The sequence below is a fragment of the Klebsiella sp. BIGb0407 genome (assembly GCF_024807845.1).
In the GTDB taxonomy this organism is placed as follows: Bacteria; Pseudomonadota; Gammaproteobacteria; order Enterobacterales; family Enterobacteriaceae; genus JGM124.
This window is the reverse complement of sequence record NZ_JANUEQ010000002.1, coordinates 189,903-208,343: the sequence shown is the minus strand read 5'-3', so window position 1 is coordinate 208,343 and position 18,441 is coordinate 189,903. Positions and strand designations below refer to the sequence as shown.

The 18,441-nt window shown below is 42.6% G+C and carries 12 protein-coding genes; 2 read left to right on the top strand and 10 right to left on the bottom strand.

Features of this window, described 5'->3' with window-relative positions; translation table 11 throughout:
• Positions 1–6: 6 nt before the first annotated feature.
• Complete coding sequence (locus tag M2387_RS08130) at positions 7–1,377, top strand: class-II fumarase/aspartase family protein (RefSeq protein ID WP_259048656.1); 1,371 nt, start codon at positions 7–9, stop codon at positions 1,375–1,377.
• A 63-nt stretch (positions 1,378–1,440) separates the two neighbouring features.
• Here M2387_RS08130 and M2387_RS08125 read toward each other — a convergent pair whose 3' ends face one another.
• A complete protein-coding gene (locus M2387_RS08125) occupies positions 1,441–2,436 on the bottom strand; it encodes a dipeptidase (RefSeq protein ID WP_259048655.1) in 996 nt (331 codons plus the stop codon).
• Positions 2,437–2,470: 34 nt separating this feature from the next.
• A complete protein-coding gene (locus M2387_RS08120) occupies positions 2,471–3,784 on the bottom strand; it encodes an NAD(P)/FAD-dependent oxidoreductase (protein WP_259048654.1) in 1,314 nt (437 codons plus the stop codon).
• A gap of 225 nt (positions 3,785–4,009) precedes the next feature.
• Between M2387_RS08120 and tehA the strand changes: the two genes are divergently transcribed.
• Positions 4,010–4,969, top strand: a complete 960-nt coding sequence (gene tehA, locus M2387_RS08115; RefSeq protein ID WP_259048653.1) for a dicarboxylate transporter/tellurite-resistance protein TehA — start codon at positions 4,010–4,012, stop codon at positions 4,967–4,969.
• 80 nt (positions 4,970–5,049) lie between these two features.
• Here the strand turns inward: tehA and M2387_RS08110 are convergent, their stop codons facing one another.
• From M2387_RS08110 to M2387_RS08075, 8 genes are all read right to left on the bottom strand, one after another.
• On the bottom strand, positions 5,050–5,700 hold the full coding sequence (locus tag M2387_RS08110; RefSeq protein ID WP_259048652.1) for a response regulator: 651 nt from the start codon (positions 5,698–5,700) through the stop codon (positions 5,050–5,052).
• Between the two features lie 27 nt (positions 5,701–5,727).
• Positions 5,728–8,889 carry a response regulator gene (locus tag M2387_RS08105; protein ID WP_259048651.1) on the bottom strand — a complete coding sequence of 1,054 codons (3,162 nt, stop codon included), beginning with the start codon at positions 8,887–8,889 and terminating at the stop codon, positions 5,728–5,730.
• Between the two features lie 322 nt (positions 8,890–9,211).
• A complete protein-coding gene (locus M2387_RS08100) occupies positions 9,212–11,611 on the bottom strand; it encodes a sensor histidine kinase (RefSeq protein WP_259048650.1) in 2,400 nt (799 codons plus the stop codon).
• 204 nt (positions 11,612–11,815) lie between these two features.
• Positions 11,816–12,739 (bottom strand): fimbrial protein, encoded by a 924-nt coding sequence (locus M2387_RS08095; RefSeq protein WP_259048649.1) that lies wholly within the window; start codon positions 12,737–12,739, stop codon positions 11,816–11,818.
• 57 nt (positions 12,740–12,796) lie between these two features.
• A complete protein-coding gene (locus M2387_RS08090; protein ID WP_259048648.1) occupies positions 12,797–13,531 on the bottom strand; it encodes a fimbrial biogenesis chaperone in 735 nt (244 codons plus the stop codon).
• Between the two features lie 2 nt (positions 13,532–13,533).
• Positions 13,534–16,005, bottom strand: a complete 2,472-nt coding sequence (locus M2387_RS08085; RefSeq protein ID WP_259048647.1) for a fimbria/pilus outer membrane usher protein — start codon at positions 16,003–16,005, stop codon at positions 13,534–13,536.
• A gap of 186 nt (positions 16,006–16,191) precedes the next feature.
• A complete protein-coding gene (locus M2387_RS08080; protein WP_259048646.1) occupies positions 16,192–16,728 on the bottom strand; it encodes a fimbrial protein in 537 nt (178 codons plus the stop codon).
• A 485-nt stretch (positions 16,729–17,213) separates the two neighbouring features.
• Complete coding sequence (locus M2387_RS08075; RefSeq protein ID WP_259048645.1) at positions 17,214–18,248, bottom strand: LacI family DNA-binding transcriptional regulator; 1,035 nt, start codon at positions 18,246–18,248, stop codon at positions 17,214–17,216.
• Positions 18,249–18,441: the final 193 nt, after the last annotated feature.

Below are 18,441 nucleotides of genomic sequence, written 5' to 3'. Positions count from 1 at the left end.
TATATTATGAGAGCTTTATATGATTCAAAGAGTAAAACAATCGACGACCGTGGTATCAAAGACTTGCTATCTAATGAAGCAAAGTATTCAACCTGGTTAATGTTCGAGTCTATGTTAGCTCAAGCCCAAGCTGAACTTGGTTTTATTCCACAATCAGCGGCTGATGAAATAAAAGAAAAAGCTATCATAGAGAATATCGATTTTGAAGAAATGAGCCGTATTTATCAAAAAATTGGCCATGGCTTTGTTCCTTTTTTAAAAGTATTAGTGAATGCTTGCTCAGAAGAAAGTGGTAAATATATTCATTACGGTATTACCACGCAAAATATTCAGCAAAGTTCACAGCTGTATATGATGAAAACAGTGCATCATAAATTTATGTTACTGCTCAGCGAAATTATTGAAAATCTGGCTAATTTAGCTGAGAAAACCAAAAAAATGGTGATGCCGGGCAGAACGCATGGTCGGCATGCGATTCCTATCACCTATGGCTACAAAGTCTCGGTATGGATAAGCGATTTTATCGACTGTTATCAGCGTATGAAAGAGTGCGAGAAACGCGTATTCACCATCATGATGGGCGGGGCCGTGGGCGCTTTTAACTCAATGCCTGGCGTTGGCATGGCGGTTCAAAAAAGAGTGGCTGAACTGACCGGCATGGAAGCTATGGAGGTTCCCTCCAGAAACCTGAGTACCCATAAATTAGAATATATTTCTAATCTGGCCCTGATGGCGAATATTTGTCATAAAATCGGTGAAGAGGTTTACAGCACGACACTCGAAGAGATAGCCGAGGTTTCCGAAGGGTTTACCAAGGGCACTGTAGGTAGTAGCACCATGCCGCATAAAATTAACCCGAAATTAGCCAAAGGTATTATCGCTAATTCGCAGAAACTTTATTCTTTACCGAGTGTAGGTATGTACTCAGCTGTCAGACCTTATGAAGGTGACAGCAGTTCATACATGTTATTTGATGGGTTACTTGAAGAAGCATTAGAGTTAACGACCGAGATCCTGTTAAGAACTGAAGAGCTTTCCAGAACTCTGGTTCCTCATGAAGAAAGAATGCTACATAACGTATTAAGAAATAAAGGCTTAGATAATACTGAATACGTGATGATGAAGATGGCTGAAAAGCTGGGTAAAGATAAAGCACACTCACTACTCTATGATGAAGCGATTAAGACCGCAGCCGACGGCGAAGATTTTTACACCAACCTGATTAACAACGAGGTTATTTCAGCTGCGTTTAATGAGGATGAAATTAAACATATGCTGGATCCCAGAGCTTATATTGGACTATCGGTTGAAATAGCAGAGAAAGAGTCACGGCGTGGTTTTGCTATCGCCCAAGAGATTAAGCAGCATTATAAGTAAGTGGCTATAAAGAGAGTTATCTTATCCAGGATAACTCTCTTTAAACGATAATACCTTAATACTTCACCAAATTTCGCAGGCTAACCGATAGAAATTATCTCCCAGTACATTGCGAATCGTTTTCTCGCTATGTCCCAGTTGTAATAGCTCGGCTACCACCTGCTCCAGGGCATCGGGTGCGACATAACCGCTGGTATCGTTGTACTCTTCTTGCGGCCAGTACTCAGGATGCGCAGCTAAAATCTCTTCGGTACTGGTATTTCCGACAGCAAAGGCGTAATCCAGAGCGATTCCAACGTGACGCGGGCCCGCTACTTTTAGCAGATAGTCGATATGGTGGGTTAATAGCGCAGCATCAGGTTGTGTGTGACCCAGAAATGTACCGATACCATTGACCCCAATCAGACCACCGGTTTTAACACAGGCACGGATCTGCTCATCGCTGATATTACGGCCGTGACGAGTGACTGCCAGCGGATTAGAGTGAGAGAATATCACCGGTTTTTTTGAGTACTCCATCGCTTCAATACTGGTGCGATAGCTACAGTGTGAAACATCAACAAACATGCCCAGTCTGTTCATTTCATCAATCACTTCACTCCCGAAGCTAGTCAGCCCGATATCCTTGTCGTGACAACCGCCACCCGCCAGATTATTACGGTTATAGGCGAAGAGTATCTGCCGCACACCCAGATGATGATAAAACTCCACCATCTCCACACGCCCGTCCAGCGCATTCATCCCTTCAAGATCAAATGTCACTGCCAGCTTTCCTGCTGCACGGGCAGTCAGAATATCCTGTGCATGGCTGACCAACTGATAGTCATCCGGGTTGTCGAGTATCCAGTGACGAAAGGCGGCCAGATTACGTACGCTTTGTTCCCAGGGCAGCACGTCAAAACCGACATTAATCGAAAGATAGTGAATACCTGCCTCACGCCACAATTGCAGATTATTCAGGTCGGCTGCAGGGTCGGGCATAAAACCGGAATGCCCGTCCCATACCAGCGCATTAGCGTATAGCGTTTTAGCTTGTTGCTGCAGTGTGGGTATTGTCATCTCTATTCTCGTTTTTTAGCCATCAGGTTACGTATTAAATTTCATGTCGTGAGCGCCAGCGTTCCCGGGCCATAAAACCTTTTACACCCATATCAAGAAATGGGCGAGGGGGCAGGTAATTGGCACGACCCAATGAAATCAGATCGGACAACAACGGGTTGTCCTCCCCTAATGCTTGTTCCGCTAACAGACGGCCAAAGGCACTTTGCTTAGAGATACCCGCGCCGTTGCAGCCCGCGGCGGAATAAATATTAGGCGCAAGCTCACCCCAGACAGGTGCGCCATTACGCGTAATGCTTATCAAACCAGACCAGCTGTAAGCCATGGCAACATCCTCCAGCTGTGGGTAAAGCCGTAAGAACAGTTGTTGATGGCGGCGCGCATGACGCCCTGTTTCGACGGCATTGGTTTGCAGGTCAGGGGCGAAATTAACGTGCTCGCGGATCAGAAATCGATGGTCGGATGTATAACGGAGTGTGGCACCGGCAAGGGCATTGACGGGAGTGAGACCCCAGGATGTGATATCTCCCAGCCGTGCACGCTGTGAAGACGTCAGGGGTTCAGTCAGCGTGGCAAAGGTCGACATCGCAAACACGCTGCCTTTAAAGTGTGGTAAACCACGCGCGGCACCATTAATGGCAAACATCAGTTTATTTGCCTGCACTTCCCCATGCGGGGTAATCGCCCTAATTCCCCCTTGGGTCGTTATCTCCAGTGCGGGCGACTGTGCGTAAATAGAAACATTTTCAGGCAAACTCTCCGCCAGACCGGCAATCAGCGCGGCGGGGTTAACCAGAATGCAATTGGGGGTATAGACAGCACGTCGATAAAAGTCGGTTCCCAGCCGCTGACGGAGTTCCTGGCTTTCCAGTAACTGAAAATCTTCGCCAAGCGTGCGCAATGTCTGCTGATAGTGCTCAATTTCATTATCGAAATCGGGACTGACTGAACAGTGATACTTGCCGTCATTTCTCCAGTCACACTGAATATTCTGACCCTCGACAGTGTCTTTGAGGTGACTGACACCGTACTGCAGTAAACGCCGATAGCTATTCGCATGGTCTAATTCAGCCGAAGAACTTCCGACAGTGTGCGGCAGGTCAATGACGAATCCGGAGTTGCGCCCGGAAGCACCGTCCGCAATATCAACGGCATCCAGCACCACCACATGCTGTTGCGGGCGTAGTTCAGCAATCCGTCGTGCAAATGCCAGCCCGGCGTAACCCGCGCCTATGACTAACCAGTCAGCCGTAATTTTTCGATTCAGCGCAGGATAACAGGCCGTGGAATCTGTAATGGCAGACCAGCCATTAATATTTTGGTCAAAAGGGAGTTTTTTAAAATTCATTATTATTCTGATGTGTTTTCGCTTCTTCCCAGCAAAACAGGCTGATATTGAAAAGAAATTTTACATGCAGTGATAAATGAATGCCTAAGACTTAAATCTCTTATTCTTATGCATAAATAAGCTAATCGATGCTTAAGCCGGACGCAAACCGACGACAGGTGCTTATTGCTGATGATTTTCTTTGCCTATAATCTCGTTACTTATTTTTCTTTTCGGCTAATCGTCATGTCATTGAAGCAGTTTGTTCATCGGGTTCCCGTTAGCTTTTTTGGGATAGTTCTGGGTGTGTTTGGGCTGGGCAGCAGCTGGCGCTATGCCGCGACTCTGGGGATTGGCCCGGCCTGGCTCGGTGAAACGCTGATTTTTGCTGGCAGTTTTATCTGGCTAACGTTGGCGCTGATTTATGCTGCCCGCTGCCTGACAGAACCGAAAGCGGTACATGATGAGTTTCTGAATAATAATCAGTTTAGTTTTATCAGCCTGCTTCCTGCGGGCGGCGTGCTGGTTTCGATAGGGCTGCATCCTTATCATCTGATTCTCGCTAATACTCTCATGATAGTCGGCGCTATCGGCCAGCTTGTTTTCTCCGCATGGCGTTGCGCCCCGTTGTGGCGCGGTGAGTTTACTCACGAAGCCACCACTCCGGGTTTTTATCTGCCAACCGTTGCGGCCAATTTTATCTGCGCCATGGCTTTTGGTACCGCCGGACATCAGGATATCGGTGCGCTCTTTCTGGGGGCTGGGCTGATTTCATGGCTGACGCTGGAACCCGCCATTATTCATCGCCTGCGTACGCAAACGGCGCTGGCCAGCCCGGCCCGAGGCGTGATTGGTATCCAGCTCGCTCCGGCTTTTGTCGCCTGTTACGCATGGTTATGTGTCAACGGTAACCATTTTGATATCTTTGCCCTGTTACTGCTGGGGTATGGCTTACTGCAACTGTTCTTTATGCTGCGACTGGTGAGATGGTTTTTTGCCGGCGGTTTTAGCCCGGCGATGTGGGCATTTTCGTTCGGACTCTCTGCAATGGCAAATGCAGCCCTGCGGCTGGCACACAGCCGGCCGGGGGACGATATGCACGTGTTAGCCTGGATATTATTTTCGCTGGCTAATTTGCTGCTGGGTGGGCTTATCGTAAAAACACTTTTGCTGCTGGTTAGAGGTCGGTTATTACCTAAAAAATAGCCGATTTGGCCTCGCTGACACTGATTCGGCTGAAGATGGGCTCGAAACATCTGTTTGTCAGCGATTACCCTGAATAATATTTAATCAAAAATATTATTCAGGGTACAGAACTGTATAAGCTCCTGATTATTATCAATATCCAGTTTTCTCATTGCTGAGTTTTTTTGTAAGCTGATTGTTTTAGCGCTGCGATTAAGCCTGGTGGAGATGCTCACGATGGATTCGCCAGAGACAAAGTAACGCAGAACTTCAAATTCTCTCGGCGAAAGACTATTTATTTTATCGTTAAGCAGGGGCTTCTTTTTTACTTTATGTGACTCCGCGTTAAAGGAAGGAGGATAATAAGTATTATTCATTTTAATGGCATGCAGTGCTTTACGCATTTCATCAAGCGGATCTTGTTTGTAAACGACACCGGCTATCCCAAAATCATATAAAGATGAGACGATCATCGAGTTGGTAATCATGGTCAGTACCAGCAACTTAATCTGCGGATAGCTTCTCTTCAAATAGCTGACAAACCGAATACCATCTACATAAAGCTCATCTTTAGGCATATTGTAGTCGGTAATAATGATATCAGGTATGTCAGTCTCTAAGCTTTTGATTAGGGCTGAAGATGTCGAATAGGTGCCAATAACCTCAACGTTAGGTAACTGATTAATATAATCTTTCATTCCAGCCAAAACGACTTGATGATCGTCTACCAATACCACTCGCATCTTTTTCATCTTTTTTCTCTTGGTTCAGGAATCTATTTACTGCTCAATCAGCAGTTGTATCTCACTAACTAAGGCATTTACCTGCGGAGTACCTTTTTCATCCATGCCGTATGACTCTAAATATTCTCCCATAACTTCCAGTCGTAGAGAAAGATCATGATAGTTAGCAAGTACTAAAGCACCTCTCATTCGATGTAAAGTCATGATTATCATCTTTACATCCAGGCTGATTATCGATTTCTGAAGGATTTCCAGATCATCACTCATTGATTGAATAAAGATATCCCGATGCTTAGTAAGAATATCTATCCCAGGCAGCGCGAGTAACGACTCATCAATATGTTTTAAGTGCTCAGTTCCTACATAATTTCTTAAAATTTCAGCAAGTTTTTTCAATTCTATCGGTTTGACCAACCAGGCATCCATCCCTGATTCGATACAACGTTTTTCTTCATCAAGCATGGCATTAGCGGTAAGTCCAATAATCGGGACGGTGACACCTTCAGAACGTAATTTTGTCGCGAGTCCATACCCATTGAGATAGGGCATATTAACATCAGTAAAAATGATATCACTTGGCGATATATCCCACAGGGCTAATGCCTCCTCGCCATCACTCGCCAGAGTCACCGCGCAACCCAGTAGTTCAAGCTGTTCCTTGAGCGTGATTTGATTGAGCGGATTATCTTCAGCGATTAAAACACTGATTGAGAAATGAGGAAAAACAGGCTGCTGAGATTGTTGTGTGATACTTCCATGGAAAAACTGCTCCAAACCAAAGCCGATGCTAAATATATTGTGTACGTCTATATTATAAGCGTAATCAAACTGTTCTGACAGTGAAATAGCGACCGTCTGACCTTCCCAGTTCAGGGGCGATGCTTCTTTTTTTAATTGAATATCAACTAAGGTGGCTTGTTTGTCGTCATAGGACATCTGTTCGGCTAATGCTTTGGCATTTGCCCCCCAGCTATTGAGCCATAGTACAATATTTTTTGTTAAATCAGGGTGAGGACTACGTACCACAATATTCACCTGATCGAGTTTTGGCGTGATAGCAGGTGGCAGACTGACATCCGGTAAAGTAAAATCGATTTCAACTGAAAACTTACTGCCAATACGCGGTTCGCTAACGACCGCCATCTCACTACCCATTAACCCGGCCAGGCGCGAACAAATAAATAGCCCGAGGCCTGCACCGCTGGAAATGTTATTCTCCGAGTTAATAAGGAAGAAGGGTTTAAACAGGTTTTTGAGATGTTCTTCTGCTATTCCCATACCACTATCTAATACTTCTATGAGCAAACGGGACTGAGTTGTCGTTTTTTTTGCCTGGCTAAGACGAACAATCACATAGCCATAATCGGTGAATTTTATTGCATTACTGATTAAATTATTAATAATCTGACGAAGTCGATTAGGATCGCCATAAACCTGAGAGGGAAGATCGGTCGGGACAATGGAAAATAGCAGCAACCCTTTATTATAAGCTACCGAAGAGTAGGAGCCGGTACAACCCTGAATGAGCTCAATAGGGTTAAATGGAATATTTTCCAGCTGCAACTGATTAGCTTCAATTTTACTGATATCAAGAATATCACTGATCAGCTGCATCAGCGACTGAGAAGCTATTTCAATTCGGTTCAGATATTGACGTTGTTTAGTATTCAGTTCAGTTAAAGAAAGCAGCTCTATGGTACCAAGAGTACCGTACAGTGGTGTGCGTATTTCATGACTCATCGTCGCTAAAAACAAGGTTTTAGCTTCATTAGCTTCATTGGCTGCAAGCCTGGCCTGTTTTAAGTGGCGTTCAGTTTCGACATGAATACTGACGTCTGTAAAGGCGCAGAGTATGACATCACTCTGTTTATAACGTGTCGGTACGTAACTCACGTTTACCGTTAATGCTTCGGAAATGACCAGCTGTTCAATCATACCGGCCTTATTGTCACGCATCACCTGGCACAGCATATTATCTGACCAGCTACTGATACCTATTTTGCCGTTGTCATCCGGATTTAACCATTCTAATGCCAGCTCATTGGCAAAAATAACGTTACAGTTTTCACGGGAGAGCAGACAAACGGCAACGGGAGCCGTTTGAATGAGTGTTTTACTAAACTCATCACTTTCCAATAGTTTATCATGGGCAACTTGCGCAGGTTTAATAACTCGCTGTGTATACCAGCGGTTATATGCCAGGCTGCCAAACAGACTGAAAAGAATAATGGTGATTAATCCACCCGATAACCAGGTATTGTCCTGGAAGAAATTCAGGTAGCTGACAAGGTAATAACCGGTCCAGTTTTCACTGTCGTCATTTACTTTAAAAACGATACCATCGGTCGTAAAGTACATACCTTGCTCATCAAATGACGGTGCGTCACCGTCACCCAATAAAGTACCGTAGTGCTGGTGTGCAAACCAGAAATTATCACGGCGCTGTAACCAAAATGAACTATCAAGCATCGGATAAACCGCACGCTCAAGGATATTAATTCTCTGTGGGTCGAGAACAGCGACGGCATATAAACAGTCATTGGTTTTACTGGTCGAAACTGGCTCGGTGGTCTCGATTTCGGTCATAATGATACCGAGCAACTTGCCTGAAAGGTTTTCATCTTTAAACCAGACTACTTTATTATTATCATCAGCAATCTGACAGCCTTTAATCCCTTTCTGAGAAATGTACTGTTCTGTTGCTTTTGTTACGCTCTGATATTCAGTAAGTTCCTCTTTGAAATCTGTATCATCGTCATCCAGAGCAGGTACGCCAATATTAACAATATCATTTGCTGAAATTAACCAGACGGATGATGAAGGAAAGTAAGACGATGACCAAAAATTCAAAAATTTATAAGAAAGATAAATGCCATAGGGGGTAATATCATGTTCTGTTTTAGTGCAGTCAGCATTTTTTGAACATTCCCATGAATAGGTCATATTAGCTTGTGACTCAGGGATGCTATAATAGTCGTCATGAGTACCAGGATACTTCTCAATAACGCCTCTATTTAATACGCTTTCATTTTTAGCGATGAAAGAGAAATCCTGCGGGTCGTTGATATCCTGTAAAAATTTCTCCTGTTCGCGGGCATAGGAGACGAGCGTTGAAAAGTCCAGCACCAGACGTTTCTTCTCTTGTTCAATAATGCGTAAACTTCCCCACAGGAGCAGAAGTGCAAGTGCAAAGGTCAAGGGTACTATTCCGAATAGTAACCAGTTGTGTCGCCGCGACCATTGAAGGATTTTGACTAAAGGAGTTTCCCGCATATGGCCTCGATTTCTTTAATGTTTTTTGTAAAAAGACACTTTGTATTAATATACAAAAAGTGAACTATCAGAGTGTGATGACAGCCACTTTTTTTATACATTACATCTCTCAGTAAAACAGATTTCAGCTATAAAAAGCTAATGTCAGATAAAATTTTTATTAACTTAACCTGCCTGCTTCTGGCAAAGGGGAGAAGAGAGCCTTGGAGATAACTCATTCTGTCAAAGTTATTGAGAGAGGATGTTTTTAAGACCCTATTTTTTTCATCAGTGCATAGTGGCGAGCCAGTTCTCTTCCAATATCCAGTACGCTGTATGCATTAACCACAGTGGTATGTGCGTTCTCATATAACCGGCTATCCGCTGAAGGTGGAAGGGCGATAATCCGTGGACCAATCCAGTTAATGCTTCTATAGGACTGAGGCCAGGTGGAGATTAATAGCCCCGATGTTTCTGACTCTAAAGGACGGGCATCAGCTCCCCACAGGCAAAGCCAGTCGCAAATATTATTCACCACCTCCGGCAGAGCACCTTCTACAAAAACGACTTCATTGGGCAAATAGATAGTGTCCAGTTCAAATTTATCTGCTGGTAAAGGAAATGTAATGTTCACTGCTATCCTGGTGCCCAGTTCGGGGATGCTTGCGGCTTCAATGGTGCCATCCATCATTTTTACCAGTCTGAGACAAATGGATAACCCTAAGCCCGATCCTACTCCACGGCGATTGGTATGGAAGAAAGGATCAAATAATTTAGGCAAATCAGCCTGGTTGACCCCAATACCGGAATCCGTGACTTCAAACATCAGTTGCACTGAGCCAAGAGAGAATTTTTTCGCCTTGATGCGTAAGATGATTTGTCCTATATCGGTAAACTTAATCGCATTATTAACTAAATTATCCAGTATTTGCCGTACTCTCATACCATCACCGATTAAGGTTGATGGAATTCCCGGGTCGCACAGAGCATAGATAGTCAGATTTTTACTTTCAGCTTTAGCAGAGAAAAAAGTAATCACCTGTTCTGCGAGTTCCATCGGGTTAAACAAAGTATTAATAAGCTGCAATTTACCCGCTTCAATAACCGACAGATCAAGGCTGTCATTGACGATTCTCTGCAAACTAGTAAAAGCATACTTTAAGGTATTTAAATGATTTCTTTGTTGCTCTGAATGTGGCGTCAGATACATCAGTTCAAGCGTCGCTAACATCCCATATAAAGGAGTACGTATTTCGTGGCTCATGGTCGTGATAAACATCGATTTTGCCAGGTTAGCAGCTTCAGCATTATTTTTGGCGTTGTTCAGATAGCGCTCTTTCTTTTTCACCCAGCTGATATCATTTAATAAGCAGAACACGATAGTTTCATCGTTTTCATCCAATAACAGGGTACTCAACTGGTAAACCTTACCATTGCCAAGATAAATTTCCTGTGATGTTAATGATGTCGTATGTGATGAGATTCTGCTCAGCCAGTCAGGATCGCAGGCCATCCATTCTCTGATAAGTGAATTGGCTAATAGAATCTCTACATTGTTATAGCTAATCAATCCCAGTCCGATAGGCGCAGTATCTATTAAATTGTTTAATCTGTTATTTCTTTTTTCAAGGTATCGATAGCGCGCTATATTCGGTTTCATCAGATAGCGGAACAGGTAGTAGTTTGCTGAGAAATTTAGCAAGGAAACTATTACGATCAATGCCAGCATACCCGCGAAACTGCTAACGCTCTGTTTTATAACCGTATGCCATTCAACGCAATAGAGTAGCGCCCACCCAGGCTGCCCTAAGGAAATGTTGAGGCTTAAATACTTCGGAATGATATTATTCTGAATATTAGACAATAAACTCTGATGAGAGGAGTTAATCAGGCACTGAGAAACATTGCCCATTTTTTCTTTAGATGACACGACTTTTCCTGCCGGGCTGAGCAAGAATTTATTCTCTTTAAAAGAGGAGTTATCATTAATTAAATTATTAGCCGGCATAAATGAAATACCCAGCCATTCAGTACCATTTGACCTGTCCTGTAACAGAGTGAACATATATATTCTGTCGTCATGAATATCAGAGGTATTAATCCATATAATCTGGTCTTGGTTTTCAGATACATTGTTTTGGCTATGCTGAGCCAGGTTTCGCCATAGCCAGAAACGGTCTTGTTTTATTTTTTGACGACTTGCCGTTGAAGGGGAAACAATAAAATCAATACCACCTGTCAATGTGGATATATGAATGAGGTCAATATTTTTTTCAATAAGCATTGAAATATGATTTTTAGTTGGAATAATCCCTGAATATCCAGCCTCAGTGGGCTCTGGCTGGTAATTAAAGTGATTGTAACTATTGTCATTTTTTTCTTTGAAAAAAACAAGTACGTCATCTGTGTTATTGATCTCAGATGAAGAGTGGAGTAATGATAATAAAAGCGTTTCATAGCTTTTATAATAATTTCGCGTGTTTACAGCATCATTTTCAATTGTATTATAGATATCAGAAAAAGAATTATGTATTTTATGATTTATGTAAACGATGATCGTCAAACCAAACAAAAATATAAATAAAAATGAGATAGCCGTTAGTGAGAATTTAATGAAAAAAACTCGCCAGTATCTTTGCTTGCTATTGATATCTTTATAATATTTCATGCACACATCATAAAGGCGAGCGGCCTTTTATCAATAAGGTTTACCTTAATTAAAGAACTTATTACCGAAAAGTTCAGGCGCTGAATAAGTTCTGTTTTTCGCAAGATGTATAACATCATGCTCTTTCATGTGGCTTGTCGGGCTGGCTTTTTAATCAACCTGATGATGCTGGTAGTAAAATATTTGTACCACCAGCATCGAATATCAATAAGAAACCACTACCCGGATGGTTTTCGAAAAGGGTCCGGAAACAATATTGCTGCCAGGTATATGCGAAAGTGTCGCGGTATAGAACTGGTCTACTGGCGTGAAAGGCATAATGTCACCGACAAAGTACGATTCGTTATAGTCAATATCGCCGCTACTATTGCTTAGCTGAACTTGTAACCCGTTGCCCATATCCAGGTTTTTATTGTCCAGTACGGTATTATTATTTGGTTCGAAGCGTACCGAGATATTTAAACCCGTTTCGCACTCCGGATTCACCTTCATATTAAGGTTAAAAGTCTTACTGACTACACTTCCACTCTTCATACTTTGTGGCGATATAGTGCCGAAGTTCACGCTACCACCGTTTGAGGCAGTGATATCGACCTTAGGTGTCGGACAGAGTAGCGTTAGGTTACCCATAAAACGGGCATAGATAGGAGCGCCAATATTTTGCCTTTCTTCATTAATATGATAACCCAGTAGAAAAACGCCTGTATCAAAGGGTTTTAAATTAGCAGCCCCTTTTTTGACGGTAAACATATAGCGTATACCAAACCCTTTCCCATTAGTAGATTCGCCCCAGGCACCTAGTAAAATATCGGAATGCCCTGGCTGAGTAATATTATAATCAATATCCCCGCCAATGCTATATTGCTGAAATATCTCAACACCATTGTCAGTTAACATGATTCTTATATTTTCAGGCATGGTACTTCTAAAGTAAACATTATTTCTTTGACCAGTAAAGTGACATAATAAACCAATAAAAGCACTTTGTTGACTGGCGAGAATTGTTCCAGGTGCTATTGTCGTTGTATTTTTTGTTATCTCAAAATTGATAGATAGATCAATATGATCACCCATGTCACTAGGCTGACAATTGGAGACAGCAGCAAAAATTTGACTGATACCCAGCATACTAAGCACCAGGGTGAAAATTATTTTTTTTATGATACTGTTTAATCTGAGCATATCTTACCCTTTACTCGAAGGCTTTTCTTTTAATAAAGAGCAACTGCTGCCAGAACATGTGTATTTTAATGTTTTTGGTGCACCGTAATCATCAATATAAGTCACCATAAAATCATTACCACTTCTTTGCTTGTCATTTAACGGGTAAACAAAATTACCGTTTGGTTTAATGATAACCTCTGAGAAATCCTTCACCTTTTGTGGTTTGTTATTAATGTTAATAATCACAACGTGATAAGGTGTTGGGTTGCTAAAGTAAAGCTGGTTATTTTTCTTCTCAACTTTTAGCTCTTGCTGCCAGTTATTGTCAGGGTATTTTTGTAATCCCTTTGGACGATAAAATAGCTTAAAGCGAGACTGAATAACCACTTCCACCACGTTCTCTATGTTACTTTTAGGAGGAACGCCAAGAATGTTAAAATACATCAGGCTTTCTTTATCCTTAGACAGAGGCGTTATCTCGTTAACCGAATTAATGCGGATCTGTTTTTTCTGATTCGGCTCAATTCGCTGTAACAACGGCAGTGCCACTAAGGGCTCGGTTATTTTCTTGCCATCACTTGATTCAAGCCAGGTCTGTACTAAATACGGATCTTTCGCATCAATATTTTCGACCACAACGCTCACGCCCGGTTTTGCCGCATCATAGATAACACGCGTGCGGTCCATGGTGAGTGACGCCTGAGCATAGCTGCTTAATAATAAAAGGGTGCTGAGAATAACGTTTGTATTTTTCACTATCATAAATCCTTCGTACAGGTTAATTGCTTCAGTTTCTGGACATCGGCATTTTTAATCATAATCTGGCAAGATTGGTTGTCGCCCCATTTAACAAATATCTTCTGTGTACTTTTGATACCTGTCAGATAGGTTTGTCCTTTTTCTGAAACAATCCCGAGCTGTTTATTACTTTCTTTATCATAGACGGTGGCACCAAACGGCGGCACTGTCCCATTGGTTAACATAATGGTGAGTAATGCTTTGTCACCGATAACGGCATTCACTTTGGCATAACCAATAGCGCCCGTGGTTAAGGCCGATTCAATAACGTTATCTTCAATACTGACGTTATCGGGCATATTGTTGAGATCAAGATACTGCGCACTTCGGTAATAGGTTGGGACATTACTTATCCCTGCCAGACCAAAACGGTTAGTAACAGACTCATTATCATTAACTGAGACGTTACTTGCCGTATCAGCATCAATAATCATACGCGCCTGGTTCGGATACACCCTTCTGTGAAGCACCGGCCCCTGTTGGGTTAAGGTCAATGATCCGTCTACTGACGCACTCAGAGACTGGTGATCTTTGCCATAGGCTCCACTGAACTGCGTCGTGGCATAAGGCGTATCACGATAAACCGATCCGTTCATCGCCGTATTTTCAAAAAAGTTCGTGTTTGAAACGCCAATATTAATATTGTTGTTATCCTTCACGGTCGAATAACTCATATTATTGCTATAATTCTTACTGCGTTCGTCATAAGAGCCGAAGTATTGCAGTCGTGATTTTGATTCACCGCCAAACGGAACGCTTAATGAAATATAAGCCTGTTTAGCGCGACTCTCTCTTGAAGAGATGCTCTGGCTAACTGAAACGCTTAATAATGTATCCTTCAGCCAGCTATCTTTAAGCATCGTGCTGTAAGACAGGCTCAGGCTATCGTTGCTTTTTGCTTTATTCCAGTATGTTGTCCTTGAGTAATTCAGGCTAACATCCGCATTCAAATCAGGTAATCGCTGAGTGAATGAGGTCGAAAATAAATTCTTTTGCCGATATAACGCATCCGCTCTTCTGGCCTTGCTTTCGACATAGTTATTCACGGACATATAGCCTTCATTAGAAAACTGATATCCCGTCAGGTTAAGTCTGCTGGAGTCAGAGAACCTTTTTGCATAGCTCACCCGGTAGCTTTCTCCCCGGCGTCTTGGCATATCTTCTATCTGGCTACGAGACTGGGTCACATCAAAAGATAGCGCCCCCAGGTTACCCATATTGGTACCCAGCCCAATACTTAAGGCTTTATACTTACTGCCGATGGTGGCGAACATTCCGCTGTAAGCGGAAAGGTTATTCAACAACCCCCATGATAGCTCGCCAGAAACAAAACCGGTGTTAACCTCACCATAGCTAAGCGGATCAAATTGCCCGGTATTTATTTTATAACGCACCATTCCCTTACGCGTCAGGAAAGGAATAGACGTAGTGGCGACCTGGAACTGACGAACAGCACCGTCTTCTTCTTCTACTTTGACATCCAGCGTACCGGAGAGCGATGAGCTCAAGTTATCAATCGAGAATGGGCCTGGCGGCACCTTCACCTGATTCAGTATTCTGCCATTCTGAGAGATAGTTACCGTTGCATTACTGGTTGCGGTTCCCGTCACTTGAGGGGCGTAGCCTCTTAAAATCGCCGGTAACATATTCTCGTCGCTAAAGGCACTGGCGCCTTTAAAGCGAACTGAATCAAAAATACTGCTGGATGTATAATGCTGACCGATAAATAATTTAGATGCTAGTGCAGGGATATCGGTAAATGCATAGGTCTGTATCCACTCAAATTTATTCTGCCGATTTTGACTGCTGTTATTATTCTGATATTGATAATTACTACGCAGACGCCAGGAACCGATATTGGCTCCAGCCGTCCCGTAAGAGCTCAGGCTATTATAGCCAGCTATATTTCTGCTTTTTATATAGTTATCAATGACACTGTAATCCAGTATCAGGGCGTTCACACCACTGTCACGCTGTTGCGGAGGGATCCAGTTATCATCATTATATTGAAAATAGATCTGTGGTATAGAAAGATTCAGTTCCTGTTTTTCATCATCAAAATTAATTTTGATGTTTTGATCCTGAGAACCGAGATCGAAACATTCCCCTTGATTCCATTGAGGGATTTTTTTAATAAATTCGTCTTTTAAGCCAATTGCCTTGATCAAACTGTCCGTCAGACAGGGTTGAATAATGCCGTCTTTTTTAGCAAAGCTGATTTTATCGAAAAAGTTAATTTTTCGACCATTGACGGTAACACCGACAAAATAAACCCCTTCAGACTGGGCACTTTTTTCAAAAGAACTTAAGTCTATATTAGAAATTCCGGAAATAACGAGGGCTTGCTCGTTAAACTGTACATCCTGAGCGTGAGCTAAATAGGAATAGAAGAACGTACTGGCGAGTAATTTAATAATTATATTTTTTTTCATATGCAATTTTGATTATCAAAAATAATCGCACTCAGCAGGACTCGTCATAGGAAAATAGAGGTGTAGTTATTTATATACAGTGCAGGATGTGGCCTGCACTGTATATCCATCATGCTTCAAGTTGCATGCGCGTTGGCTGCAACTTGAAGTATTCAGGGATATAACAATAAAGCTGGCTCGTATCTATTACTGGTAATCCAGTACGTAAGCAACGGTTGATTTTACTGAACCGGCTGTTGCTGCACCCAGAGCTTGCATACGTGCAGTCAGGTTAATGGTGTTGCTACCTGCTCTCAGACTCTGTTCAACAGTACCGTTATTGGTCAGGTCAGCACCGTTAGCATCCTGGAACAGTACGCCCATATTTGCTGCGGTACCGTTGTTTGCCCACAGGCTGCCAGCAGTGTCCATCTGACCGGTAAAGGTTACGATAACTTTAGAGAAATCAGTACCGCTGTTGCTTGGGTCTAACATGCAGTTAGTCAGTTCCAGAGTAAAATCAGAAACCGGACCCTGGTTTCCTGCAACCTGAAGTGAAGCTACAGGTACAGAACCGAGGCCAACTTCTTTGTTTACAGATGAAGGAACAATAGTACATGCGCCGGTGTTAACAGTGCCATCAAATTTAATAGTGCCGCTACCAACGTCAGCTGCAAATACAGATGAAGATGCGCTAGAAATAACTAAAGCCAGTACGGAAGATGCTAATACGTTAAGTTTCATTTTAATTGCCTTGTTTAATTTATTGGGTGTATATTTTATTTAAAAAATAGTGTTTCGTTACATATGGAATAAGCCATATGCTATTAAATTCATTTTGCTATCACTAATTTCTCTGCTGAGGTTACATCGTTAAATCATCTATTTAAATAATTTAAAAATCGTTCTCATCAAGGAAGAAGTACATAGTACTCGAGGGTTATCATTAGGGGTATAAGGGAAACCTTATAAAGAATAAATAATTCATAAAAGTTTGACGTCGCTCTAGAGAATAAATAAAAGAGGAATAATTTCTCGCGATTTAATTAAAAATATAAAGTAAGAAAGTTCCTACATGTTATTGATTTTAAATGAAAGGTTACAAACTTTTTTGATAAGTAGCAGAGCGGCTTCAAGTATCGGTACGGAAGAGATGAGCGGGAAGAATGTCATAACCTGATGGCCATTTTTCCCAGCATTGCTGGGAAAGAGCGTATTTTTTCTTGTTTTTATGTACTTTGTCTTAATTCAATCTGGTAGCTGAATGATTCAACGCGTGGCTCGTCCAGTTCATCATCCTGGCCATCGCTGAGTAACTCAATCAGCAGGTTACCCGTCACTTTGCCCATATTCTGATAATCGATGTGGATAGCGGTTATCGTCGGGAAGGTTTGGTCGCAGCTACCTGAGTCGTCCAGACAAGCGACGGCAATATTACCGGGGATCTTCAGTAAGCGGCGCTGACACTCAAACATGACGCCCAGGGCAATGTCTTCATGGCTACAAATCACGGCATCTAATTCTGGCCGCTGCAGTAACATCTCACTTAACGCATAACGGCCAAACTGGAGGCTGGCGGTATCCCGCGTCGTGACCACAAAATCTGAGTTCTGATAATGACTCAACATGGCTTTATGCCAGCCATTCAGTTCCTGACGCTGCAGACGGTTATCCATATTTGCACCAATAAAACCAATATTCTTGTATCCACGATCGAGTAACTGTTCAGTCAGTTTGCGTGTCGCTTCTGAAAAAGAGGTCTCTATAGAAATATGGGCCTGGCTATAGGGTGCACCCACTACGTTAATAGTAGGAACATTTGTCTTATCGATAATCTGATAAGTTTCATCGGCTAGCTGGGAGCCAAAAATCACTAATGCAGCCGGATTACTTTGCAGCAGGGTGGTGAGTATTTTGGCTTCTTTATGGTGATTATGTTCATGGAAGCCCAGTAACAGCTGAAATTCATTTTTATTGAGTACCTGTTGCAGTGACTGAATAAAACGTGAGCTGGCTTTATCAGACAGAGAAGGAAGCAATACGGCAACAATATTACTGGTACCTGAAGCCAGAGCGCCTGCCGCTCCATTAGGGATATAGCCTAAGGCTTCAACCGCCTGTTCTATCTTTTCCCGCAGTTTATCCGAGACTTGTTCCGGGGTTCTTAAGGCCCGGGAAACGGTCATGGTTCCGACACCTGCAAAATTAGCCACTTCTTGTAATGTAACCCGCCCGGTATTGCGGCGCTTACGCGTTGTTTTCATTCAGGCTCCCGGAGCACTCACAATCAATTGCTTCCATTATATTCATCACGCCATTTATCTGTCTAATCAGGTCGGTACATTGTAGACCAATAAGTCACTCAAATTATGCTGGAAAAAGGGGCAAATCCATCCTGACCAGAATCATAAATCTGAAATGATGATAGCGCTATCATCGTTTTTTGGTAGCGCTATC